Raw genomic sequence first — 24,166 nt, 5'->3', positions numbered from 1 at the left:
ATCCGTCGCGTGTGATCGCCCCTTCGCGCGACGATCGCCGCGTACGCTCGCGGACATGGAGGCACTGGCCGCGCGGTTGTCGCATCTGGATCCCGACGTCGAAGGCGCGATCCGGGTCGTGATGTTCTACGACACCCTGATGCGACGGCGGGTCGACCTCCCCGCGCTCGCTCGCGCCACCGCGGGCCTGGCGGAATGCGTGGCGGGCATCCGGCTCCACAGCACGGGTCGCATCATCCGCATGGCGCCCGACGGCCGCGAAGCCGCGCCGACCGACGTGCCCGCGTCCATCACGGCGGCGGTCACCCTCGACGACGAGGAGATCGGCACGGTGTGGCTGGAACGCGAGGGAGCACCGGTCGCCCTCGACGAAGCGGTGCTGGACCGGCTCGCGATCGCCGTGGCGACGGTCGTCGAACGGTACGGACCGGCCCGCACCACCATGGCCGATCCGGCGCTGGTGGAACTCGTGATCAGCGCCGCCGGTGACGACGCCGCGAGGAGCCGGGCCCTGCGGCTGCTGGGTTTCCCGGGTGACGCGCCGATCAGGGTGGTCGCCGTCCGGTCGGGGCTCCCGCTCGAGAAGGTCGGGAACCTGATCTGCCCCGGGCGCCCGGTCAAGGCCGCGTCCCTCACCGACGTCGGCATCATCCTCGCCACCGCGGTGGATCCGGAGCGTTTCCCGGAGGACGTCCGGGCGGGGATCGGGGAGGCCGAGTGCCCGCATCGGTCCTGGCAGGACGCCAGGACGGCCTTGCGGTTCACGACCGCGCGCTGTCCGGTGATCCACTACGGCGACCTCGGAGCGCTGGCGCTGCTCGCGCGGATCCCGGAGGAGGACACGCGGGCCAACGCCGACGTCGTCGCGATCTCGAAGCTGGCGGCGGATGCCGAGGACCTGCGGACGCTGGACGCCTACTGCGCCACGGGTTCGGTGCGTCAAGCCGCGGATTTCCTGCACCTGCACCACAGCAGCGTCGCGCGACGGCTGACCCAGATCGGCAAGAGCCTGGCCGTCGACCTGACCGACTCGCTCGGGCTGACCAGGGCGAGGCTCGCTCTCACCGCGTGGCGGCTGCTCGGCGAATGACTACCTCAGCACGCTCCCGCCGCCCCCGATTTGTCATTTGACACTCAACTCGGAGCCGATCGACGCGATAATGTGGCGGTCGGCGCCGTGGGTCGGCGCCGTGGACCTTGGGAGGGGGCCAGTGGCGCGACCGACGCGGGCTCTCGACCGCACGATCGTCGTGGTGGACGTCGTGGGGTTCACCGCGCCGGACCGCAACCGGCTCGACAGACTCGCCGTGCACCAAGGCATGTACGAGGTGCTGAAGACGGCGTTCGCCGAAAGCGGTATCGATTTCGATTCCTGCGCGCACGAGGACCGCGGCGACGGCGTGCTGGTCCTTCTTCCGCCCGGAACGACGAAAAGCCTGGTCGCCGACCTGTTTCCGGAGCGTATCGCGGTCGCCCTCCGCCGGTACAACCACACGCGGACGCCGCAGGCGCAGATGCGGCTCCGGGTGAGTTTCAACTCCGGCGAGGTGATCGACGCCGGCAACGGGTGGGTCGGTGAAGCGGTCGACATCGCTTTCCGCATTCTGGACGCGCAGCAGGCGAAGGACGCGTTCGCGGAATCCGGCCGGATGATCGCGTTCATCTGTTCGCAGCGTTTTTTCGCCGATGTCATCGAAAAGGACCCGGGCCTGTTGCCCGAGTCGTACAGTCCGATACCCGTTTCGGTGAAGACCTTCACCGGAACGGCTTATTTACGACTGCACGGAGAAGGTATCGCGCCGGTCGCCAAAGCTCCCGAACCGGCGGTGGTGGCCGCCGAAGACCTCTTTCTGACCGATCTGAACAGCGCCGTTCTGGAGTTGGTCCCGCGCAAGGATCTGGTCGGTCTGCACCGAAGGCTGACCCGGCTGGAAGTCCCCCAGATGGCGGTCATGGTGGCCCGCGCGCTCGGTCCCGCGGTCCCGTTGCCCCAGCTGGACGGCGTCACCGACGCGTGGGGCGCTTTCCAGTTGCTCGCGGACTTCAACGCGGGGCCGGACGGTGTCCCGCCCGCCCTGTCTTTTCTCGGCCTGCTCGCGGAAAACGTGGACGGCGAGCCCGCGGCCATGATCGCGAACTGGATCGCCGACCAGGCCAGATCGTTGCGGCTCGGCCCCGCCCTTCTGCACCAGCGGCAGAGCAGGCCGCCGATTCCGGAGCGGCCCCATTTGCATCTGTTGATCATGCTCGAACCGGTTTCCGGGGACCCCACGCGGTGCACGCTCGCGTTCTGGCGGCAGGACGATCCGGAGGTCTGGCCACCGTCACTCGGTGGGGTGCGGGAAATCGGGATAGAAGAGGTCGAGTTCAGGGTCGATGACGTCATCTTGGAGACTGAAGGTGTCTGGTCCGGCCAGAGCATGTCCGCGTCGGTGGAATTCCTGCTGCCGAGGACGTTGATCAATTTGCCCGTGCAGCGCTGGGCGAAGGAACATGAGACGGGCCATCCCCAGCCGTTGCGCTACGGGTACCGGCTCGGAATTCGGTCATTGGAGAGGATGCGGGCGAGGCATTGGCATCGCGCATGGCATGTTCGCTGGGATTCGATGGTGAAGGACCCCGCCGCCGACCGGCTGCACTATTCCGGGTGCGCGGAGTTCGAGGATCACCCGATCGACGCCATACTGAGCGACGATCACTGGGTCGGCCTGGTAATGGCGAAACCCCCGTCGCCCCAAGCGGAACCGGGCGGCGTACCGGACGAACTGACGACCGCGCTCCGCAGCGGCCTTCCGGTGGTGCTCTGGCATCCGGACGCCGAGCCGGAGAACCTGCGCGAGTTGCTCGACTGGGTATTGGCCGCGGACAGCGGTTTTATCGAACTCCCGGATCGCCGCAAACTGGCGAATTCGGGGGCGGCGGTACCGTTCAAGAATTCTCTGGCTCACGATCTGGTGGTAATGTGGGACGACCCGAAACGGGTGATCGTTCTGGACCAACCGTTGATCCCGACTCGACTGTAAGGGGATGCCGCGGATGAGCGGGAACGATCAGGACGCGGCCGTGAACGGCCGGACGCCGCAGCACGACGCACCCGATTGGTGGATCTACCGGGGGACCGGAAGGCCCATTCACGACATCGATCTCGCGCAGCTGCTGCCCGCGCCGCCGCCGTGGCGTTCGTATCGCGGGGATCCGCCACCGGAGAACGACGTGCCGCCGCCGGACGACGGCGAGGCGGAACGCCGTCTCGGTACCGCGTTCACGCTTTCGGAGCTGACCGTCGACGACGGTGAGCTGAACATGGTCAACGCCGCCCTGTACCTGCGCCGTCCGTTGCTGGTCACCGGAAACCCGGGAACCGGGAAATCCAGCCTCGCGTACCGGATCGCCAGGGAACTCGGTCTCGGCAGGGTGCTGCGCTGGGCGATCACCAGCCACACCGCGCTGAGTTCCGGTCTCTACGGCTACGACGCGATCGGCCGGGTGCAGGCCGCGGCGACCAGCCAGGCGCAGCGCGGCGGCGAGGCGGAAGAACCCCCGATCGGCGATTTCGTCCGGCTCGGCCCGCTGGGCACCGCTTTCCTTCCGAGCAGGCTGCCGCGGGTCCTGCTGATCGACGAGCTGGACAAATCCGAGGCGGATCTGCCCAACGACCTGCTGTCGCTCTTCGAGGACGGCGAATTCTCCATCGACGAATTGGCTCGCGTGCGCAACCGGCAGCCCGAGGTCACCGTGCACACCGCCGATCCGCAGCGCACCGCGGTGGTCCGCGACGGCCGGATCGCCTGCCACGCCTTCCCGATCGTCGTCATGACCAGCAACGGCGAACGGGAGTTCCCGCCGGCCTTCCTGCGCCGCTGCCTGCAATTGCGGATCGAGAACCCGGACGAGGAGCAGCTCGCGGCGATCGTGGCGGGCCATCTGGTCGGCGAGAACGGCGAACACCGGGACAGGCTCATCCGGGAGTTCGCCGAACGGAGCAAGGCGGAAGGCGGTCTCCCCACCGACAGGCTGCTCGACGCCGTCTATCTCGCGACGTCGGGCGCGTACCAGCCGGATCAGGAGGCATGGCCGCGGCTGGTGGACGCCCTCTGGCAACGACTGACGGTGCGGTGACATGGAGGGGCCGGGCGGTGTGTCCGACTCGCGTTCCGCCTCGGTGGCGGAGCGGCGGAGAACCGGTTCCCCTCAGGGGGTCAAGCGGTTCGGGTTCGAGGACCTGAACTGGACCGATGTCGCCGACATCGTGTGGCTGGCCGCGGCCATCTCGCCGCGGCGGGCGGCCGACCCGGCCGAGCCCGCCGATGAACCGGAGCGGCCTTCCGGGAAGACGAGGATCCGCAACGCTCCCGCCGAGCGCGGGGAAAACCCGGAACCTCCCGAGTCGCGGCCGTCCCGGTTCATCGAAACCGAGGCACCCGCCGAGGACGACGGTGAGGTCGTCGCGATCGAGGCCGTACCCGGTGAGCTGCCCGAACCCGCGGTGGACGGCACCGGGCCGGGGGGAGTGGTACTCCTCGAATCGCTGGAGTACTTCCGCGCACTGAGATCACTGAAACGGGAGACGGTGTCGCGGCGACACAACAACGTGGTCCTGGACGAAGTGGCGACCGCCGTCCGGGTCGCGGAGACCGGCCGGTGGTGGCCGGTCACCCGATCGAAAAAAGAGCGCTGGCTCGACCTGACGCTCGTCCTCGACAATGGTCCCTCGATGGCCCTGTGGCGGCCGAGGGTGTCGGCGTTCGTGGAATTACTGCGGCAGGTGGGGGCTTTCCGCACCATTCAGGTCCGGCTGCTGGAAACCGCGAAGGACAGCGAAGAGGGGCTCGTTCTTCGCGGTGGCACGCCCGGCGCGCCCGCCCGCGATCCCGACGAGATCGTGGATTCCTCGGGACGGCGGGCCGTATTGCTGCTGACCGACGGTGTCGGCGATGCCTGGCAGAACAAGGACGCGCTGTACCCGATGCTCGCGCGCTGGGGCAGGAGAATGCCGGTGAGCATCGTCCACCTGCTCCCGCCATGGCTGTGGGGCCGGTGCGGCATGGAACCGCACAAGGCGTGGTTACGCGTCCCGAACGCGTTGGCGCCCAACAGCCGGTGGCGTTGCGACCTCGCTGACGCCTGGCTCGAACCCGGCTCGAAAGTGCCCGGCCACCTCGTCCCCGTGCCGGTGCTCGAATTGCGGCCGCGGTCGCTGGGGTGGTGGGCCGGACTGATGACCGGCGAAAACACCGGTGCCGCCGAAGGAACGGTCGTCCTCGCCACGGAACGGGTTCCCCGGTCCGATTTCACGGACCCGCCGGTAACTTTGTCACCCGCCGAAAGAGTGCACAGATTCCGCAGTGTTGCGTCGCCGCCGGCGCTACGCTTGGCGCAGTTGCTCGCGGCGGTACCGGTCCGTCTCGACGTTGCGAAGCTGGTGGGACAACAGTTCGTACCGGAAGCGGGAGTGGAGCACCTCCTCGAACTTTTACTTTCGGGGATGATGTACGCTCCCGCACTCAGGGAGGGCGAGTCCACTTGGGACACCGACGGGGTCTTCGCTTTTCCCGAGGCAGTCCGGGAATTGCTGCTCAGTGGCGCGCGACGGTCGGAAACGGCCAGTGTCGTCCGAGTGGCCGCCACCCATTTCGGTGACCGGATCAGGTTGCTCGGTCACCTCCGGGACGCCATCGCCGACCCGAACAACACACCGGATCCAGACCTCACCCGCGAGTCCCCGGCCGATGTGGAATTGGAAAGCGCGCTCATGCGCGCGCTTTCCGGACCGTACCTGTCCCGGGCCGACCGGCTGCGGAACGCGGTACGAAACCGGGGTCTCGTCGCATTCGACGCTGAATCACTAAAGAAGGCTGTGAGCCCAAAGATGCCTGAGACGGCCGAACGTCCACCTGCTTCGACCGCTGTGCCACAGGGACGCTCGACTTATCTCAGCGAGCCCGACGCGAACGAACCGACGACCAGGATCGTCCATCCTTCGGCGGCGGACAGTTCCCGGCACTTCCCCGACCGCCAGCCCGAAGACCCGCCACTGATCTTCGGGAACGTCCCCCCGCGGAACCCCAACTTCACCGGTCGCGACGAATTGCTCGTCCAGCTCACCAAGCGGTTGAGCAGCGGTACCACCGCCGTGCTCCCTTCGGCGTTGCACGGTCTCGGCGGTATCGGCAAGACGCAGATGGCCACCGAGTACATCTACCGGCACCTCCAGGACTACGACCTCGTCTGGTGGATCGACGCGGCGCACACGACCCAGATCCGTGCCGGTCTCACGGAACTCGCCGGGATGCTCGGCTTGCAGGGCGCGTCCGAAGCCAGCGTCGCCGTCCCGGCGGTCATCGAGGCGCTCCGGACCGGACGGCCGTTCCGCCGGTGGCTCCTGGTCTTCGACGCCGCCGAGAGCCCGGATACCGTGCTGCCCTTCTTTCCGCGCAACGGTCCCGGCGAAATCCTGATCACCTCGCGGAACTCCGACTGGGCGGGGATCGCGCGCCCGCTGGAGCTCGCGGTGTTCAAACGCGAGGAAAGTGTCGAGTTGCTCGGCCGCCGCGGTCCGGAGATCGACCCGGCCGACGCCGACGAACTCGCCGAAAAACTCGGCGATCTGCCGTTGGCCGTCGAACAGGCGGCGGCCTGGCGCGCGGTGACCGGGATGCCGGTGCAGGAGTATCTGCGGTTGTTCGACGAGTCGGTCGAAGAAATCCTCGACACCGCCTCGGCGCCCGACAACGAGGTATCCGTCGCCGCGGCCTGGAACGTTTCGTTCGAGGAACTGAAGACCCGCAACCCGGCGGCGCACCAGATCCTGCACATCTGCGCCTTCTTCTCGCCGGAGCCGATTTCGCGCGATCTGCTCACCGGGGTCAACCGGGTGTCGATCTCCCCGGAGCTCGACGCGGCCCTGCGCGACCCGATCAAGCTCGCGCGGGCCATCCGGGACATCAACCGGTACGGCCTCGCGAAAATCGACCACGGCAACAACACCCTCCAGCTGCACCGGCTGGTCCAGCTGGTGCTGCGCAACCGGGTCATGGCCCGTCAGGTGCACGCGCGGATGCAGCACGGCGCACACCAGCTGCTGGCGGCGCTGGACCCGAACGACCCCGAGTCCAGCAGGCACTGGTCGCGCTACCGCGAACTGCTGCCGCACGCCTACGCGGCGAACGTACTGGACTGCGACGACGATTGGCCGCGTCAGCTCTACATCAACCTGATGCGCTACCTGTTCGAGTACGGCGACCACGAGGAGGCCGCCCGGCTCGGCCTCGAAGCGCGGAAGCGGTTCACCGACGCCCTCGGGCCGACCCATCCGCAGACGCTCGAAGTCTCGTCGAGGCTGGGGCTCTATCTGTGGGCGATCGGCCGGTATTCCGATGCCGCGGAACTCAATCAGCGCACTCTCGCGCTGCGCCTTCAGGTATCCGGCGAGGAGAACGAAGAGACGTTCGCCCTCCAGCGGAACATCACGATCGACCTCCGCGCGCAGGGCGATTTCGCCGCGGCGACCAAACTGAGCGAAGAGATCTACCAGAAGTCCAAGCGGATGTTCGGCGAGGACGACCCGGAGACACTCAACGCCGCGTACCAGCACGCCATCAGCCTCCGGTTGTCCGGCGCCTACCGCGCCGCCGCGGAACTGGACCAGGACACCCTCCGGCGCCGGATCGAAGTTCTCGGGCGCGATCACATCCGCACCTTCAGCGTCAACAGTTCCCTGATCGTGGACCTGCGCGAGGCAGGGGACTACGGCCAGGCCCGGGTACAGCAGGAAAGGCTCACGGAGAACTTCCACACGCGCTTCGGCCCGGACCAGCTGGACAGCGCGACCCATTCCTTCCTGCTTTCCGTGACCCGGCGTAAGGACGGCGACCATCCGGGCGCGCTGAGCTTGTCCACGGACGCCCTCAAGAGGTACCGGCTCGCCTATGGTGACGACCACTCCGTCACGATGAGCTGCGCACTCGCCCATTCGCTCGATCTCCGTCACTCGGGTGACTTGGCCGCGGCCAAGCGCCTGGGGGAAGAAACCTTCGAGCGATACCGGAGCGGGCTCGGCGAGCATCACCCGCACACCCTCGTCGCCAATGTCGACCTGGCGGTCACCTTGCGGCTCATGGGCGACGCCGCGGGCGCCCGCGTCCTCGACGAGCGCGCCCTCGAGCAGTTCCGGGCCGGTATCGGCCCGGACCACCCCTACGCCGTCGCCGCCACGATCAACCTGGCGAGTGACCTGGCGGCGCTGGGTGAGCTCGACCGGGCGGCCGAACTGGGACGGGACGCGGTCGAGCGCGGTACGCAGGTACTCGGCGAAGAGCATCCGACGGTACTGGCGGCGTCCTTCAACCTCGGACTGGACCTGGCCGCGCTCGGCCGGACGGACGAGGCCGCACCGTTCCGCGATCCGATCCTGGTGCGGTACCGCAGGGTCCTCGGTGAGGCCCACCCCGGAACGCAGGCGGCAGGCCGTGGTGCCCGCGCCAACTGCGACATCGATCCGATCCTGATGTAGCAGGCGGTGTCCTAGCCCGGAACGAGTTGCCCGATCCACGCGGCGAGCCGCTCCACGGTCGGTGGTCGCGGAACGGCTCGCAAGGACCGATGTACGGCACGGACGAGTTCGGGGCAGTGCAGCAGGGCGCGGGCGGCGGGATGCGGGCCTCGGGCGGCGAGCGCGAGGCCCAAGCCGGCCAGGGAGTTCGGCCGGTCCGGATCCACGGCGAGTTCCCGCCGGTAGCCCTGGACGGCGTCGAGGAAGTCGCCCGCGGTGTAGGCGAGATCCGCGGCGGTGGCGCCGGGTACCGTCGGCGGCCGTCCGTCCGGCGACAGCGAGGTGCCGCCGACGGCGAGCCGGATCAGGTCCGTTCTGGCGTGGGACCAGGCTCCGTCCGGTACCGGCGTCGGGGGAAGGTCCGGGGCGTCGACGGTGACCGGCGGCCTCGGTCTTCCGGCGAGCCATGCCGCCGCCAGTTCGGTGACCACGGACGGGTCCGGTCGCAGATGGCGGACCCGCCAGCCGGCGAGGTGATCCCGGCCGGCGGCCGCGGCCAGTTCGCGCGCCTCCGCCGCCACGGGCTCGGCCTGCCAGGGGCCGAGGCGTTCGGCGATGTCGTCGAGGAACCGGCGTCCGGCGTCGGTCAGTGTCGAGTCCCCGCGCAGGACGCGCAGGGTGCGCCACGTCTGCTCGCGCCAGAACGCGAATTCGAAGGCGGAGCGCCGAGGGCATTCACCGGCATGTGCCAGCGCGCGCCAGAACGCGGTGACCCCGAAGAACGCGTAGACCCCTTGCAGGGCACCACTCACGGGCCGTGGATCATCCCGCCAGGTCACGTAGATCCGTTCACCGGGGTCCGGCTCGTACAGCTCGACCAGATGCAGCAGCCCGCCGAGCACGATGTGCTGGAACTCGTGGATCAAGGTCTCCGCGAGGGATGCGCCGTCGGCGGGCAGGCCGACCACCGCGCTGCCGAACGCCTCCCCGGTCGACGCGCTCGGATTCCGGAACAGCACCTGGGGTTTCGGCACCAAGGAGGCGAGCCCGACGGGCATGATGCGGGCCAGACCGGGGAGATGGGCGGCGACCAGGCGGCAGGCCTCGTCGATCAGCCGCTGCCAATCCGCCAATTCCTTGTCCGGCAGCCGTTCCGGTGGGACCGGTTCGTAAAGCCCGCGATAGGGATCAAGATCGTCCAGCCACAGGGTGAACCGGTGCGTGCCGACCTGGCTCCGGACTCGCCGGATTCCCCACCAGCCAGGGGCATCGGCGTCGGGCGAGCCGGGCAAGCGGACCGTCGTTTCGGCGTTGGAGACGAAGTACCGGCCTTTCTCTCCTCGCACGGTGGCCGAAGAAAACGCCGCGGTACCGGGAAATCTCGCCATGCCGAGGGAAGGGAGCATGGCGTTGCCGTGCCAGGCCGGGACGGCCGTCTCGAAGTCGAGCTCCGCCCGGATCGCCGCGGCCGCCGCGATCGCGTGCGCGTGGCCCAGATGCATCCACAAAGGACCGACGCCGTCGATTCCGTCGCGCAGCAGACGAGTCGTGTAACCCGCCCAGCTTCCGGTGTACGGGTTGGTGAGCATTCGGTTCACCGCGCGCGGTGCCCGTGCCTCGGCACGTGCGAGGAGTTCCCAGGCCGAATCCAGCGGGGGCAGGGGGCCCGGATGGCCAGGTGTCTTCGTGGCCTCGGTCAGCAACGCGTGGATCAGCAGTTTGCGACGGCTTCGCTCGGCCCGCCGCAACCGCCGAGCCATGTCCTCGTCGCCGTCGAGGCGCGCCAGCGCGTCGAAGTCCCGCCACGACAACCGGTGGAACGCGGGGCTAGCCTCGGCGGGCGGCGGCATCAGTCGATGCGCTCGCCGCCCGTGCTGCCAGTGCTTCTGTAGCGCGCGTGGACGCGTCGGGTGCGTTCGACGACGTGAAGCGCGGACTGGCGGAAGGCTTCGCCGTCCAGCTCCCGTAACGCGGTGAAGGAGACCGCGTCGAGATCGAGCAACGCCGATTCGATATCCGGTTCGGTGCTTGCCGAGAAAGAACTCATCGTGCCGATTCCCTCCACCCCGTGGAACGGTTGCGAGAGTTGAACCTCGACAAGGATAGCCGAGATTTCGTGACCGATCAGGCCTCGGCGGGCGGCGGTGGCCGTCCGGCCGCCAATTCCCGTAACGCCCGAGGACGGGTGATGGTGACGCGCTGACGCGCGGTGCGCACGACCCCCAGCCGCCGGAGTTCTTCGAGGCCACGGATCAGAGTGCTGCGTGAGACGCGCGCGAAGCCCGCCAATTCCCCTTGGTTGAACCGGAGATCGACCTGCTGCCCGTCCGTCCAGTCGACGGCCTGCTGCAGCGCCAGCTCCAGGAGGACCGCGGCGAGGCGTTGCGGGAAATCCGGCCCGCCCGCTTCGAGCCGCAACCGGTCGGACTGCTGCAGCCGGATGGCCGCGGTACGGAAGATCTCTTCGGCGATCCGGGGCCGGTCCCGCAGGACGCCGAGGAACTTCTCCCTCGGCACGACCAGGGTGCGCACCTCGTCGATCGCCGACATGGTGGCGGACCGGGGGAGCCCGCTGATGGGGGCCAGTTCGCCCACGATCTCCGCGGGGCCGCGGGCGGCGAGCGGCGCGTCCTCACCGCGATAGTTGGTGGCGCTGATCTTCACCCAGCCGTGGAGGACGACGAACATACTGGTGGGCGGACTGCCCTGGAGGGCGAGGATCTGGCCTGGCCGCCACACTTTCACATGGCCCGCGTGCCGGAGAGCGGACTGCTCCGCGGGCGTCAGCCGCCCCCAGGTTCCGAAGCCCCCGTGGTCACCCGTTGGAGAACCGGTCATCCTGGCCCTCCGGATCGCCGGGGGCCGGATTCGCGCTGTGTTCCATTTGACGCATCAGCCACTCCCCCGACTCGTCAACATGGTCAGTGGGCAGAACGACCCGGAAGTTTCGCACCGCAACCGGTAATTGTGCCAGCCAAGGGGTGACTTCACCAGGCCTCGGGCCGGCGACGGGGGAGGACGTCATGCGCAGCGCCGAAAGTGTCATGGGACGGCCGAAGGATCACCGGCGTGAGCCGGCCGTACCGAATCCACGGACGCCCAAGGCGTTCGGCCGAAGACCGGCCTTCTTCGCGCCGCATCCGCCGCTGATGTCCGGCGGGTGGTATCAGGGCGACGACCAGGAGGTCGTCGGGCCGGGGCGGTATCCGGTTCCGCGTCCGCCCGCCAAATCGGTGAAGGTGGCGTTGGCGTGGGTGCTCTTTCTCGGCCCGTTGGGGCTTTGTTACGTGTCACCCGTCGGTGGGTTGATCGCGACGGCGGCTTCGGTCACGGCGATCACCGTCGGCGGGGCCGCGTTGATGGCCGCGATCTGGCCGGTCGCCATGGTGCTCGCGGTGGCGGCGTTGTCCGGGCGTCCGGACGGCGACACGAAATGACGTCCGGCCGGTTTCCGGCCGGGTGAACCGGGTGGGGGACGCTCAAGGGGGGCGGCCCCCACCGCGGTTTGTTCAGTGCTTCACGACATCCCCACGGTCGCAAGGAAGGGGGCCTTCGCGCGCAGCCGCCGTGACTGCCGGGGCCACCATCCGAAAGTCGCGTTCTGTTGCTCCGATCATGCAGCCCGGCGGCGGAACCCTTGAACCGATCGGGTACCTATGCTTCTATCTGCTCGATAGTCGCCGAAAAGGTGCAGTTTCGAACACGATCGAACGGGTTCAACGCCATTCCGGGAGGGCTTCGTGCGCCGTCGTACCCTGCTGAAGGCCGCTGGCGCGGCTTCCGCGTTCACCTTGCTCCCGGCGAGCGTCCGGCAGGCACTCGCCGCCGACGCGCCGACGGGCGGGCTCGACGTCATCGAGCATGTCGTGGTTTTCATGCAGGAGAACCGGTCGTTCGACCACTATCTGGGGACGCTGCGCGGCGTGCGGGGTTTCGCCGACCCTGCCGCGATCAAGCTGCCTTCCGGGGCGTCGGTCTTCCAGCAGCCCGACGGCACGGGGACCCTGCTGCCGTACGCGATCGACGACCAGTTCATGGCCGATGTCGACCACAGCTGGTCCGGCGGGCACCGGGCGTGGAACAAGGGCCGCCACGACGCGTGGCGCGCGGCCAAGGGTGTCCGCTCGCTGACCTATCACCAACGTTCGGCGCTGCCGTTCTATCACGAACTCGCCGACGCGTTCACGGTCTGCGATGCCTACCACTGCTCGGAAATGGGGCCGACCAACCCGAACCGGATGTATCTGTTCACCGGCAAACTCGGCTTCGAACCGGACGGCACGACCCGCGCGATCGGCAATGACGCCTGGCGGAACCCCGGGCACACCGGCTACACCTGGAAGACCTACGCCGAGCGGCTCCAGGCCGCGGGCCGCAGTTGGCGGGTCTATCAGGAATGGGACAACTACGGCGACAATTCGCTGGACTATTTCAGTAGTTTCCTTGCCGTCGGCACCAAGGCCTTGTCGAAGGTGAAGGACTCCGCGGGCAAAGCCTTCCCGAAACTGGAGTACTTCTATTACGCCCTGGATTCGGCCTCGGCCGCCGAACGGACCCGGCTGCTGGACGGACTGGCCGCGGGGGTGGCGACCTTGACCGCGAACGAGCGCGCTCTCTACGACCGGGGCCTGGCCAGGGTCGCGCCGAAGCAGTTGCCTGCCGCCTTCAAGGCCGATGTCGACGCGGGCAGGCTGCCGTCGGTGTCGTGGATCGTCGCGCCGGAATCGCAGACCGAACATCCCGCGTGGGGACCCAACACCGGGGCCGAACTGGTGAAGTCGATCCTCGACACGATCGCGTCCGAACCCGGCGTGTGGAACAAGACCCTGTTCCTGCTGACCTACGACGAGGACGGCGGCTTCTTCGACCACATGCCACCGCCCGCGCCACCGGCCTCGGACGGCGAGGGCAAGAGTTCCGTGGCCACGACCGACGAATTCGTCTCCGGTGAACCCATCGGGCTGGGCGTGCGGGTGCCCATGTTCGTCATCTCGCCGTGGAGCCGGGGCGGGAAGGTGTGCTCGGAGGTCTTCGATCACACCTCGGTATTGCGGTTTCTGGAACGGTGGAGCGGTGTCGCCGAGCCGAACATCTCGCCGTGGCGGCGCACCGTTTGCGGCGACCTGACCTCGGCGCTGGACACCACGGCGCCGAACGCGACCTATCCGGCGCTGCCTGAGCCGGTGCCGACGAGCGGGCCGTGGAACACCCAGCCGCAGCCGCCTTCAGTGCAGAAGCTTCCGGTGCCGGAAACCGGTGTCCGGCCAGCACGGCCCTTGCCTTACCGGTTGGAGGCTTCCGGACGGGTGACGGCAGAGCGGTTCTGGATCGACTTCGCCAACACCGGAACCGCGGGCGCTCATTTCTACGTCTACGCCAACGCGCACCGCACCGACGGGCCTTGGCGCTACACGCTCGGCGGGAACGCGACGCTCTCCGACTACTGGCAGGTGGGTTCCCCGGAAGGCGCGTACGACCTCACCACGCACGGCCCCAACGGTTTCCTGCGACGGTTCGCGGGCAACCGGATCACCGCGACCACCGGCGGCAAGCCGAATCCGGAAGTCGTGCTGCGGCCGGGTTCCGGTGTCGTGTACCTGAAGATGACCAACGCCGGCGCCGCGTGCGAGCTGACCGTGCGCACCGGCAACCGGGGTGGCGGGCCGTGGACGTACGCGGTCGCCCAAGGCGCGACGGTCGAGGACTGGTTCAGCACCGAAGGCGGCATGGGCGGCTGGTACGACCTGACCGTCCAGGGACCGGACGGCTTCCTTCGCCGCTTCGCGGGGCACGTCGAGACTGGCGCCGAGACCATCAGCGACCCGGTGATGGGCTCCGGCCCGCTCGCCGCCACCGTCCGTTCGGCAGACAGCCAGGAGACCGTGGGGGAGTCCGGTGCTGCCTCGAACGCCGTCGACGGCGATCCCGCCACCCACTGGCACACCAGGTGGTCCGGCGGGGAAGACCCGCTGCCCCACGAGATCCAGCTCGATCTCGGTACCGCCCGCACCGTCACGGGCTTGGCCTATCTGCCGCGCCAGGACGGTTCCGCCAACGGCCGCGTCGGCGCGTACGAGGTCCATCTGAGCACCGATGGGTCGGCCTGGGGGAGCCCTGTCGCCACGGGTACCTTCGCCGACGACGCCGCCCGGAAGACCCTGCGATTCTGGCCTGCCCAGGCCCGCTACGTTCGGTTCCGCGCTCTCACCGAGGCGGGCGGGCGCGGCCCGTGGACGTCCGCGGCGGAGGTCGTCCCGCTCGGCTGGACGTAGCCCGGACCGGAACGCTCACTCCAATGACGTGTCGCCGAAGTGTTCGAGCAGCAGTCGCAGGCCGCCGATCAGTTCGGCCCACTGTGCCGGTTTCAGCTCGGGCAGAAGGGCGGCTTCGTTCTCCAGGTGGAGCACGAAGACCTCGTCGACGACTTCGCGGCCCTTGCCGGTCAGGCGGATCTTGACCGAACGACGGTCGTCGCTGTCCCGCACCCGCTCGACCAGACCCTTGGCCTCCATGCGGTCGATCCGGTTCGTGATCGCCCCCGAGGTGACCATCGCGGCTTTGAGTAGCGCGCCGGGGGTCAGGCCGTCGGCTTCGCCTGATCGGCGGAGCGTGGTGAGCACGTCGAACTCCCACGACTCCAGGTCGTGCCGGGCGTTGAACTCCTTGAGCTTCCGGTCGAGGATCCGGGAGAGCCGCTGAACCCGGCCGATCACCTCGGCGGGCCAGAGCTTGTCTTCGAGGTCCGGCCGTTCGTGCCGCCACAACGCGATCACCGCGTCCACCGCGTCGGCCATGACGCCCTCCAATCGTCTCAACATTAAGAGACTTGACATTGACAGAAGTCGCTGGTGTTATCTCAACGTTGAGATTATCAGTGAGGAGACATCATGGCGGTCATCGCCGAACGGCCTGTCGCTCCGACCGAGCAGGCGGCCGCGAAACCGACACTCCGCGACGCCGGGCTCGCCGCGCTGGCACCGGCCAGCTGGGGCACCGTGTACGTCGTCACCGCGACCCTTCTGCCCCCGGACCGGCCGCTGCTGGCAGCCGCGCTGCGGGCGCTGCCGGCCGGGTTGCTCCTGCTGGCACTGACCAGACGGCTGCCGCACGGGTCCTGGTGGTGGAAGACGACTGTGCTCGGAATGCTCAACTTCGGCGCCTTCCTGCCGTTGATCTTCCTCGCCGCGTACCGCCTTCCCGGCGGCGTCGCCGCGACCCTCGGCGCCCTCCAACCACTGCTGGTCGCCTTGCTCGCGCTGCCGATGCTGCGCGTCCGGACACCGGCTCCGATCCTGCTCGCCTCGGTCGTCGGCGCCGGTGGTGTCGCCCTGCTGACCCTTACGGCGGAAGCCCGCCTCGACCCCATCGGCCTGGCCGCCATGTTCGCCGCCGTCGGGCTCATGGCCGTTTCCCTGATCCTGACCAAGAAATGGGGCCGCCCCGAGTACCCGCTGGCGATGACCGGCTGGCAGCTGGCCTTGGGCGGCGTCGTCCTCGCCCCGGCCACGCTCCTGTTCGAAGGTCTCCCGGACTCGCTGACGACCGCGAACCTGCTCGGCTACGGCTACATCGGCATCGTCACCACCGCGCTGGCCTACCCGCTGTGGTTCCGCGGCATCGACCGCCTCGCCCCGGCGTCGGTCTCCCTGCTGACACTGACCAACCCCCTCGTCGCCACGGCCGCCGGGTTCCTGGTGCTCGGCCAGACGCTCACCGGCTGGCAGCTCACCGGCTTCGCCATCGCCCTGACCGCGTTGACACTCAGCCAGACCCTCGCCCGCCCCAAGAGCTGAGGGAAGCGACCGGCCGGTCATTACCCGAAGGTATAGCCGCGCTGCTCCACGCTGGTACGAAAGGGACGCGGTCGCGAACACAGCGAAGTCTTTTCGCGCCCGATCGTGCACTATCGGCCGGTGAATCACGCATTCCAGACTGGGAGTCCGGCGGAAACCAGGAGGAATCATGACCGAGACCGTGACCACCCACAGCTTCGAAGCCGTTGAAGGAGAACAGAAACAGGAACTCAAGGTTCCTCATGACGCGAAGCGTGGCCGGTTCAAACTGCGCGGCGGGCAAGGAGGACACGGCAACGCGGATTCCGGGGGTCCCGGGCACGGGGCCGAAGTCGAGGCCACCGTGCCGGTCAAAGGCGGCGAGATACTGATAGTCCAGGTCGGGAAACAGGCGGGGAGATCCGGCGGTTCCGGATTCACCATCGGCGGGAGAGGCGGCTCGGGGGAAACCGAGTCTGGCCGTAACGGCGGTGGCGGAGGAGGATCCAGCGCGGTCTGCCGCGGCTCCGTGCCGTTGATCGTGGCCGGTGGCGGAGGCGGGGCCGGTGGCGGATCGCTGGTGGCCCGCGGTGGCGACGGCGGCGCGGGTGACGCGAAGCCGCACAACGGCGACAAAGGCGGGCGCGGAACGCTCGGCGTGGGTGGCGACGGCGGAGGTGGCGGAACCGCGAAGGCGTCCCAGGGCGACAACGGCCAGGGTGCGCCCGGAGCGTCGACGGCCGGTGGCGGTGGGGGCGGCGGCGCGGGATACGCGGTGAAGGGCGGCGGTGGAGGCGGAGGCGGCAAGTCGGGCACCAACGATTCGGCGGGAGGCGGCGGTGGCGCCGGCGCTTCCTACTACGTCGCGGGCGCGGTCGACGCGTCGATCCGCAAGACCGGTGCGAAGGGGCACGGAAAGGTCGAAGTGCTGGAGTGGCTCAAGAACTGAGCGCGAGGGCGGCCCTCCCCGGACGGCGGGGAGGGCCGTCATCCTGCCTATTCCGTCCAGGTGACCGGCAACTCGTGGACGCCGTAGATGTTCATGTCGGTCTTGAGCTTGACCTCCTCGGCGGGGACGGCGAGCGCGAGCGTCGGGAAGCGGCGCAGCAATCCCTCGAAACCCGCCTTCATCTCGATCCGCGCCAGCTGCTGGCCGAGGCACTGGTGGATGCCGTGCCCGAAGGACAACAACCCACGGGCGTTGCGGTGCAGGTCCAAGGCGTCGGGGTTCTCGAACCGCCGCGGATCACGGTTGGCGGCCAGCAGCGAGATGATGACGGTCGAGCCCGCGGGGATCGTTTCGCCGCCGAGCTCCAGGTCTTCCGTGGCGTAGCGGAAGAAGATGTCGGCGACGGACAGGTAGCGAAGAAGTTCCTCGACGGCGCCGGGCAGCAGTTCCGCGTCGGCACGCAGTTCGGCCAGCTGTTCGGGGTGCTCCAGGAGCGCGAAAGTGCCCAGTGACAGCATGTTCGCGGTGGTCTCGTGGCCCGCGAGCAGCAGCAGGAAGGCGGCACCGGTCAGTTCCTCGATGGTGAGGTCGTCGTGGCGGCCGAGGTCGGACAGGATGTCGTCGCCGGGCGTCTCGCGTTTGCGGGTGACCAGTTCGGTGAGGAAGGTGTTCATCCCGATGAACGCGGCCATCTTCTCCTCCAGCGTCTGGTCCCTGACCATGAGCTGGGCGGAGTTCGCCTGGAAGTTCTCCCGGTCGTCGTAGGGGACGCCGAGCAGTTCGCAGATCACCAGCGACGGCACCGGCAGCGCGAACTCCTTGACCAGATCGACCGGCGGGACCAGCGCGGCCATCGCGTCCAGCCGCCGCTCGGTGATCTCGACGATGTGGTCTTCGAGCTGTTTCATCCGCTTGACGGTGAAAGCGCCGGTGAGCCGCTTGCGCAACCGGCCGTGGTCCGGCGGGTCCATGGCGACGAACATGCCCGGAATCGGCGGGGACGGTTCGGTCTGGGCGGGCATCCCCGGCGTCTCGTAGGGCGCGTGCAGGATGCCGATGTCCTGGCGCGAGCTGAACCGGGTGTCGGCCATCAGCTGCCGGACCTCGTCGTAGCCGGTGACGAGCCAGCCCTCGTGGCCGTCGGGGAAGACCATGGGACTCACCGGGCGGGCTTCGCGCAGCCGGGTGATCTCGCGGGGCGGGTCGAAGGGGCCCGCGTCGCGGTCCATCGGGAGACCCTGCGGGACGGGAACCGTCTGAGTCATCGCTTCGCCTTTCGTGGTGGTTGTGACCACCACTGTCCTCGCGGGGCCTGACATCGGGCTGACACGGCGCTGACACCGCCCGTGTCAGCGCCGTGGCGGGGGCGTGTCAGCGCGGCCGCCCAGAGTGGTGCCCATGACAGAAACAGCGATCGCGGTCTCGGGACTGCGAAAGACCTTCGGGGACAAGGTCGTGCTCGACGGTATCGACCTGGAAGTCCCCGCCGGCACCATTTTCTCCCTGCTCGGCCCGAACGGGGCTGGGAAGACGACGACGGTGAACCTGCTGACCACGTTGATGAAGTCCGACGGCGGGACGGCGAAGGTCGCCGGCCACGATCTCGTGACCGAGGCCAAGGCGGTACGCGCGGCGATCGGCGTCACCGGCCAGTTCGCGGCGGTGGACGAACTGCTGACCGGCCAGGAGAACCTGCAGCTGATGGCGGACCTGAGCCGCGGGACCACGGGCAAGCGGGTCGTCGCCGACCTGCTGGAACGCTTCGACCTGGTGGAATCGGCGCGGAAACCGGCGTCGACCTACTCCGGCGGTATGCGCCGGAAACTGGATCTGGCGATGACGCTCGTCGGCGATCCGCGGATCATCTTCCTCGACGAGCCCACCACGGGACTGGACCCGCGCAGCCGCCGCACGATGTGGTCGATCATCCGCGAACTGGTGGACGGCGGCGTCACCGTCTTCCTCACCACCCAGTACCTCGAAGAGGCCGACCAGCTCGCCGACCGGATCGCGGTCCTCGACCAGGGCCGCCTGGTCGCGCAGGGCACGCCCGACGAGCTCAAGCGCCGGATGCCCGGAACGCATGTCCGGCTGCGGTTCACCACCGTCGCCGAACTCGACGCGGCCGCGCGGATCTTCCCCGGCGCGACCAGGGACGACGAGGCGCTCACCCTGCGGGTCCCCAGCGACGGCGGGACGAAATCCCTGCGCTCGCTGCTCGACCGGCTCGACGAGTACGCGGTCGCCGCCGAAGAGTTCTCCGTCCACACCCCCGATCTCGATGACGTTTTCCTCGCCCTGACGGGCCACAACACGGAGGCAGTGCAGTGAAATCCGCGTCCACGGTGATGTTGCGCCGTAACCTCAAACACCTCGTCCGCAACCCGACCTCCGTGTTCAACGCGATCCTGATGCCGGTCGTGATGATGCTGATGTTCGTGTACGTGTTCGGGGACGCGTTCAGCGTCGGCGTCGATTACGTCGACTACGCGACGCCGGGACTGATGCTGCTGGCCGTCTGCTACGGGCTCGGCGCGACCGCGACCGCGGTGAACTCCGACATGACGAAGGGCATCATCAACCGGTTCAAGGTCATGGACGTCTCCCGCGGCGCGGTGCTGAACGGGCATGTCGTCACCAGCGTGCTGACCAACCTGCTCGCCATCGCGGCGCTCACCGGGGTGGCCTTCCTGCTGGGCTTCTCCCCGGCTGGCGGTTTCCTCGACTGGCTCGGCGTGGTGGGGATCGTCGTCCTGCTCGGTTTCGCGGCGGCCTGGCTCACGGTCGCGCTGGGGCTGGCGGCGAAATCGCCCGAAACCGCGGGGATGGCCTCGGTGCCGCTGGTCATGCTGCCGTTCTTCAGCAGCGCGATCGTGCCCGCCGAGAAGATGGGACCCGGGCTCCGGGAATTCGCCGAGTACCAGCCCTTCACCCCGATCATCGAAACCCTGCGCGGGCTGCTCGACGGGGCGCCGGCCGCGGGCGACGTCCTTCCAGCCCTCGGCTGGTGCGCCGGGATAGCGCTCGCCGGCTACCTGTGGGCGTCCTCGACGTTCAAGAAGCGAGCGTGACCTCGGCCAGCCGCTTCCAGTCCGCTTCGGTGCCCTCTCGCGCCGCCTCCGCGAATTTCGCTTCGCCGAGGCGGCGCAGCACTGTCTCCTCGATCCGGGTCACGTCCGGACGGGACCGGTCCGGCAGCCCGCGCAGTTCGTCGGCCGCCCCGAGCAGCCGTGCGGCCTGCTCGGGATCGTCCTGGCGCAAAGCCAGATCCGCGATCCCGACGAGCATGTGGGCGATCAGGGGCACGTGCCGCACCTCGGCCGCCGCGTGCCAGGCCGTTTCCCGGTGCGCGCGGGACTTTTCGAGTTCCTCCGCGAAATAGCCCAGAAGGTCGTGGCTGATGGCGCGGACGTGGCCGAGATCGGCTTCGGTGCCCATCACCGTCGTCGCGATGTCGAGCTGCCGCGCCGCCTCCTCGGTGTCGCCACGCCAGTGGGCGAGCTCCGCGTGCGCGAGAGCGAGCATGCCCAGGGCACCCGGCCACGTGACCCGCTCGGAGTACCGCTGCGCTTCGGCGACGGCGGCCGCGCTGGCTTCCTCGTCGCCCATCAGCCAGTAGAGCTGCGCCTGCCGCGACCGCAGCCGGATGAGGTCTTCGAAGGAGCCGACCTCGGTCACGACCGTGACCGCCTCTTCGTAGTACGCGCACGCGGTGGCGAAATCGCCGCGGGTGGCGATCCGGTCCGCCAGTTCGGTCAGGGCGAAGGAGATCCCGAACCGCTCGCCGATCGCCCGGAACTCGCGGAGTGCCTGCTCCAGGTACTCGTCCGCCTCCCGGCCGGGATGGCCGAGCGTGATCCGCGTCTTGCCGAGGTGCAGCCTGCCCAGCGCGCGAACCCACGCGTTTTCGTCCTCCAGCACCGGTTCCCACGCGGACAGCGCTTCGTCCCCGGCCAGCATGCGTTCGAGCGGGACGACGAGCCCCAGCAAGGGGTGCCGCGACTCGCTGTTCCTGCTCAGCCGGTACGACTCGTGGATCCACTTCGCCGCGGTGTGTTCGTCGGCGAAACCGGAACTCACGAACAGCGAGACGAGCCCGTACACCACGGCCGCGACGTCGTCTGACACCTCGCCCGGCGTCTTGACGGCCGCGCTGACCAGCTCCATGCCTTCGGTGCGGTGCCCGCTGAGCCACCAGTACCAGCCGCAGGCGGCCGCCAGCCGCATCGCCTCCGGCCCTTCGCCCGCGGCGAGGGCGCCGCGCATCGCGGACGTGATGTTGTCGTGCTCGGCGTTGAGTTTGGCGAGCCAGTCCAGTTGCTCGGCGCGGCGGAGCATCGGCTCCGCGGCCTCGGCGAGCTCGGTGAAATAGCCGAGATGCGCGTGGCGTGCCACCACCGTTTCGCCCGCCTCGGCGAGCCGTTGCGCGGCGTACTCCTTGATCGTGCCGAGCATCCGGTAGCGCGGCGCTTCGTCGCCCGCCGCGACCAGCAACGACTTTTCGGTCAGCGTGGTGAGCAGTTCGAGGACCTCGTACTGCTCGACCGCCTCGCTGACGCAGACCCGCTCGGCCGCTTCGAGGCTCGCCCCGCCCGAGAACACCGAGAGCCTGCACAGGACCGTCCGCTCGGCGTCGGTCAGCAGCTCCCAGCTCCAGTCGACCATGGCGCGCAACGTCCGGTGCCGGGGCAGCGCGGTCCGGCTGCCGCCGGTCAGCAGGCGGAACCGGTCGTCGAGCCGGTTCGCGAGCTGCTCGATGGACATGGTGCGCAGCCTCGCCGCGGCCAGTTCGATCGCCAACGGCATCCCGTCGAGGATCCGGCAAACCCGCGCCATCGTGGCCAAAGTGGCTTTGTCGGCCACGAAATCCTTGCGCACCGCGCTCGCCCGGTCACGCAGCAACCGGACGGCGGGGGAGGATTCGATCTCGCCGGGGCCGGCGTGCCGGTCCGGTACGGCCAGCGGCACGACATGCCACAACGTCTCGCCGGTGATGCCGAGCGGCTCCCGGCTCGTCGCCAGAATCCGGAGACGGCGGCATTCACCGAGCACGCGATGGGCGAACGCCGCGGCCGCCTCGATCACGTGCTCGCAGTTGTCGAGGATCAGCAGGACTTCCCGGTCGCGGATCGCGGCGATGACCCGTTCGGCGGGTTCCGCGTTCGATGAGTCGCCGAGCAGGGCGTCCCGCAGGCCGAGCGCGGCGAGAGTCGCTTGCGCGACATCTCCTTCCGGGCCGATGGCCGCGAGTTCCACCAGCCACGCGCCGTCCGGCAGATCGCCGAGCAAGGTGCGCGCGGTTTCCGTGGCCAGCCTGGTCTTTCCCGAGCCGCCGGGACCGAGCAGGGTGGTGAGGCGGTGCCCGCCGACGAGATCGCGGACCTTGGCGACGTCGGCGTCCTTGCCGACGAAGCTGGTCAGCTCGGCGCGCACGTTGGTCTTGCGGTTCTCTTCCCGCCGTCCCAGCTCGCCCCGCAGCAGCGCGACGTGCACCGCGGACAGCTCCGGCGACGGATCGACGCCGAGCGCGTCGGCGAGGGCTTCCCGCGTGCGTTGGTACACGAGCAGCGCTTCGGTGTCGCGGCCCGTCGCCGCGAGAGCCCGCATCAGGGCGGCGACGAGCCGCTCACGCAACGGATGCGCGGCCACCAGATCGGTCAGTTCGGTGACCAGTTTCGCGCCGTGGCCGAGGTCGAGCTCCGCGTCGAACCGATCCTCCAGCGCCGTCAGGCGAAGCCCTTCGAGCCGGGTCACCGCCGCGTCGAAGGCGCCGCTGTCCTGCAGGCCGACGTCCTGCATTGCCGCGCCGCGCCACAGGGCGAGGGCCTCACGCAACCGCTTCGGCTCCTCGTCACCGCGGGCCTGGCCGACGAGACGCTCGAACCGCACGGCGTCGACGGCGTCGGGCGACACCTTCAGCCGGTAGCCGTCGGTCTGGCCCTCGACGGCCCCTTCCGGCAGCACCTTGCGCAGGCGGGAAACCAAGCGCTGCAAGGCGTTGGTCGCGTCGGCGGGGGGCTGTTCGCCCCAGATCCAGTCGACGAGCGTCGCCTTCGGGACCACCCGGCCCGGTTCGAGCGCGAGCGCGATCAACAATCCCCTCAACCGGGCACCCGGCACGTCGGCGAGACCGCCTTCGTCCGTGCGCACCTCGAAGGGCCCCAGCATCCCGATCTGCATTGCGCCGATTTTGCCACGGGTGACCAGGGGACTTACGACTCGCCGGTGATCCTCGCGGAGCCGATCGACGCCGCGGTGATCGCCCCGGCCGCGGTCCGGGTCGACGAACCGGAGTTCAGGCCGGTGAGCGACGTCCGGTCGAGGGCGTGCACGACGAACTCGTAGGTGTTCACGGTCGAGGGCGAGCACGGGCCCTGGTAGCCGTAGAGGCTCGCGCTCCCGCGGTAGTAGACCTGCCTGGAGCCGGCGGGCACCGGTGGCCGGTAGACGTGCTGGACGTTCTGGGGGAGCGAGGCCGTGGTCGCCGGGATGTCGTAGATGACCCAGTGGATCAGGCCGGCGTTGTCGAGGTCTCGCATGACGATCGCGTAGCTCTTCGCCGCGGAGGGAGCGCCCGACCACGCCAGCGGCGGCGACTCGTTCTTCTTGGCCGGGTCCTGCCCGCCGCCGCTGGTGCACTCGTGGACCTTGGGCATGAGGCCACCGTCGGTGAAGGCGGTACTGGACAGGGCGAACGCGGATCGTGCCGCCGACGCCGTCGGGGAAAGGCAGGCGGCGCCGAGGGCGAACAGGGCGCAGAACACGATTCTCGTTGCTCTCATCGGAGACTCCCGAGGCCGTTTGTGGTTCCCGTGCGCGGAATTCAGCGTAGGTAGCCCGGAACGCGGCGGCAGCGCACTTTTCCCGGCTATCGAGGTGTTTTCGCCGGATCCCGCCCGCGTAACTCGCGTGATCGAAGGCGTAACTCGCGTGTTTGGAGGCGTAACTCACGAG

At 69.0% G+C, this 24,166-nt stretch carries 17 protein-coding genes; 10 read left to right on the top strand and 7 right to left on the bottom strand.

Annotation, left to right across the window (positions count from 1 at the left end):
• Positions 1–55 precede the first annotated feature (55 nt).
• From ACFVM3_RS22815 to fxsT, 4 genes are all read left to right on the top strand, one after another.
• Entirely contained in the window at positions 56–1,090 is a 1,035-nt protein-coding gene (locus tag ACFVM3_RS22815; protein WP_378441527.1) for a PucR family transcriptional regulator, read from the top strand.
• A gap of 121 nt (positions 1,091–1,211) precedes the next feature.
• Complete coding sequence (locus ACFVM3_RS22810; protein ID WP_378441525.1) at positions 1,212–3,023, top strand: hypothetical protein; 1,812 nt, start codon at positions 1,212–1,214, stop codon at positions 3,021–3,023.
• Between the two features lie 13 nt (positions 3,024–3,036).
• Positions 3,037–4,119: an AAA family ATPase gene (locus tag ACFVM3_RS22805; protein ID WP_378441523.1), complete on the top strand. Its 1,083-nt coding sequence runs from the start codon at positions 3,037–3,039 to the stop codon at positions 4,117–4,119.
• Between the two features lies 1 nt (position 4,120).
• Positions 4,121–8,512, top strand: coding sequence for an FxSxx-COOH system tetratricopeptide repeat protein (gene fxsT / locus ACFVM3_RS22800; RefSeq protein WP_378441521.1), 4,392 nt, complete (start codon positions 4,121–4,123; stop codon positions 8,510–8,512).
• An 11-nt stretch (positions 8,513–8,523) separates the two neighbouring features.
• Here the strand turns inward: fxsT and ACFVM3_RS22795 are convergent, their stop codons facing one another.
• Genes ACFVM3_RS22795 through ACFVM3_RS22785 form a run of 3 tightly spaced genes read right to left on the bottom strand, consistent with a single transcriptional unit; the run spans position 8,524 to position 11,329 of the window.
• Positions 8,524–10,341 (bottom strand): HEXXH motif domain-containing protein, encoded by a 1,818-nt coding sequence (locus tag ACFVM3_RS22795; protein WP_378441519.1) that lies wholly within the window; start codon positions 10,339–10,341, stop codon positions 8,524–8,526.
• Positions 10,341–10,556, bottom strand: coding sequence for a hypothetical protein (locus ACFVM3_RS22790; RefSeq protein ID WP_378441517.1), 216 nt, complete (start codon positions 10,554–10,556; stop codon positions 10,341–10,343). Before ACFVM3_RS22790 ends, ACFVM3_RS22795 begins: the two co-directional genes overlap by 1 nt.
• A gap of 59 nt (positions 10,557–10,615) precedes the next feature.
• Complete coding sequence (locus tag ACFVM3_RS22785; protein WP_378441516.1) at positions 10,616–11,329, bottom strand: Crp/Fnr family transcriptional regulator; 714 nt, start codon at positions 11,327–11,329, stop codon at positions 10,616–10,618.
• A gap of 185 nt (positions 11,330–11,514) precedes the next feature.
• On the opposite strand from ACFVM3_RS22785, the gene ACFVM3_RS22780 reads away from it, so the two are divergent.
• Together ACFVM3_RS22780 and ACFVM3_RS22775 are read left to right on the top strand one after the other, a co-directional pair.
• Positions 11,515–11,928, top strand: coding sequence for a hypothetical protein (locus ACFVM3_RS22780; protein ID WP_378441514.1), 414 nt, complete (start codon positions 11,515–11,517; stop codon positions 11,926–11,928).
• A gap of 303 nt (positions 11,929–12,231) precedes the next feature.
• Positions 12,232–14,763: a phosphocholine-specific phospholipase C gene (locus ACFVM3_RS22775; RefSeq protein WP_378441512.1), complete on the top strand. Its 2,532-nt coding sequence runs from the start codon at positions 12,232–12,234 to the stop codon at positions 14,761–14,763.
• Between the two features lie 15 nt (positions 14,764–14,778).
• On the opposite strand, the gene ACFVM3_RS22770 is transcribed toward ACFVM3_RS22775, so the two are convergent.
• Positions 14,779–15,285, bottom strand: a complete 507-nt coding sequence (locus ACFVM3_RS22770) for a MarR family winged helix-turn-helix transcriptional regulator (RefSeq protein WP_034313605.1) — start codon at positions 15,283–15,285, stop codon at positions 14,779–14,781.
• A 93-nt stretch (positions 15,286–15,378) separates the two neighbouring features.
• Between ACFVM3_RS22770 and ACFVM3_RS22765 the strand changes: the two genes are divergently transcribed.
• Both ACFVM3_RS22765 and ACFVM3_RS22760 read left to right on the top strand, forming a co-directional pair.
• Positions 15,379–16,284, top strand: a complete 906-nt coding sequence (locus tag ACFVM3_RS22765) for an EamA family transporter (RefSeq protein WP_378441510.1) — start codon at positions 15,379–15,381, stop codon at positions 16,282–16,284.
• Positions 16,285–16,453: 169 nt separating this feature from the next.
• On the top strand, positions 16,454–17,212 hold the full coding sequence (locus ACFVM3_RS22760) for a PE-PGRS family protein (RefSeq protein WP_378441508.1): 759 nt from the start codon (positions 16,454–16,456) through the stop codon (positions 17,210–17,212).
• Positions 17,213–17,259: 47 nt separating this feature from the next.
• Here the strand turns inward: ACFVM3_RS22760 and ACFVM3_RS22755 are convergent, their stop codons facing one another.
• A complete protein-coding gene (locus ACFVM3_RS22755) occupies positions 17,260–18,477 on the bottom strand; it encodes a cytochrome P450 (RefSeq protein WP_378441506.1) in 1,218 nt (405 codons plus the stop codon).
• Positions 18,478–18,610: 133 nt separating this feature from the next.
• Here ACFVM3_RS22755 and ACFVM3_RS22750 point away from each other — a divergent pair, with 133 nt between their 5' ends.
• Positions 18,611–19,543 carry an ATP-binding cassette domain-containing protein gene (locus ACFVM3_RS22750; RefSeq protein ID WP_378441504.1) on the top strand — a complete coding sequence of 311 codons (933 nt, stop codon included), beginning with the start codon at positions 18,611–18,613 and terminating at the stop codon, positions 19,541–19,543.
• 17 nt (positions 19,544–19,560) lie between these two features.
• Positions 19,561–20,283 carry an ABC transporter permease gene (locus tag ACFVM3_RS22745; protein ID WP_378441581.1) on the top strand — a complete coding sequence of 241 codons (723 nt, stop codon included), beginning with the start codon at positions 19,561–19,563 and terminating at the stop codon, positions 20,281–20,283.
• Here ACFVM3_RS22745 and ACFVM3_RS22740 read toward each other — a convergent pair.
• Both ACFVM3_RS22740 and ACFVM3_RS22735 read right to left on the bottom strand, forming a co-directional pair.
• Entirely contained in the window at positions 20,267–23,392 is a 3,126-nt protein-coding gene (locus tag ACFVM3_RS22740) for a BTAD domain-containing putative transcriptional regulator (protein ID WP_378441503.1), read from the bottom strand. The two genes, ACFVM3_RS22745 and ACFVM3_RS22740, sit on opposite strands and share 17 nt — an antisense overlap.
• Before the next feature lie 32 nt (positions 23,393–23,424).
• Positions 23,425–23,994: a YbhB/YbcL family Raf kinase inhibitor-like protein gene (locus tag ACFVM3_RS22735; RefSeq protein ID WP_378441501.1), complete on the bottom strand. Its 570-nt coding sequence runs from the start codon at positions 23,992–23,994 to the stop codon at positions 23,425–23,427.
• Positions 23,995–24,166: the final 172 nt, after the last annotated feature.

The organism is Amycolatopsis sp. NPDC057786, assembly GCF_042797905.1.
GTDB lineage: Bacteria > Actinomycetota > Actinomycetes > Mycobacteriales > Pseudonocardiaceae > Amycolatopsis.
The sequence above is the reverse complement of the archived record's forward strand: the minus strand, read 5'-3'. Positions and strand labels throughout refer to the sequence as shown.

Coding starts and splice junctions, on each gene's coding strand:
- ACFVM3_RS22815 (WP_378441527.1), top strand. CDS start 56: ATGGAGGCACTGGCCGCGCGGTTGTCGCATCTGGATCCCGACGTCGAA.
- ACFVM3_RS22805 (WP_378441523.1), top strand. CDS start 3,037: ATGAGCGGGAACGATCAGGACGCGGCCGTGAACGGCCGGACGCCGCAG.
- fxsT (WP_378441521.1), top strand. CDS start 4,121: ATGGAGGGGCCGGGCGGTGTGTCCGACTCGCGTTCCGCCTCGGTGGCG.
- ACFVM3_RS22795 (WP_378441519.1), bottom strand. CDS start 10,341: ATGCCGCCGCCCGCCGAGGCTAGCCCCGCGTTCCACCGGTTGTCGTGG.
- ACFVM3_RS22785 (WP_378441516.1), bottom strand. CDS start 11,329: ATGACCGGTTCTCCAACGGGTGACCACGGGGGCTTCGGAACCTGGGGG.
- ACFVM3_RS22780 (WP_378441514.1), top strand. CDS start 11,515: ATGCGCAGCGCCGAAAGTGTCATGGGACGGCCGAAGGATCACCGGCGT.
- ACFVM3_RS22770 (WP_034313605.1), bottom strand. CDS start 15,285: ATGGCCGACGCGGTGGACGCGGTGATCGCGTTGTGGCGGCACGAACGG.
- ACFVM3_RS22765 (WP_378441510.1), top strand. CDS start 15,379: ATGGCGGTCATCGCCGAACGGCCTGTCGCTCCGACCGAGCAGGCGGCC.
- ACFVM3_RS22760 (WP_378441508.1), top strand. CDS start 16,454: ATGACCGAGACCGTGACCACCCACAGCTTCGAAGCCGTTGAAGGAGAA.
- ACFVM3_RS22755 (WP_378441506.1), bottom strand. CDS start 18,477: ATGACTCAGACGGTTCCCGTCCCGCAGGGTCTCCCGATGGACCGCGAC.
- ACFVM3_RS22750 (WP_378441504.1), top strand. CDS start 18,611: ATGACAGAAACAGCGATCGCGGTCTCGGGACTGCGAAAGACCTTCGGG.
- ACFVM3_RS22745 (WP_378441581.1), top strand. CDS start 19,561: ATGTTGCGCCGTAACCTCAAACACCTCGTCCGCAACCCGACCTCCGTG.
- ACFVM3_RS22740 (WP_378441503.1), bottom strand. CDS start 23,392: ATGCAGATCGGGATGCTGGGGCCCTTCGAGGTGCGCACGGACGAAGGC.
- ACFVM3_RS22735 (WP_378441501.1), bottom strand. CDS start 23,994: ATGAGAGCAACGAGAATCGTGTTCTGCGCCCTGTTCGCCCTCGGCGCC.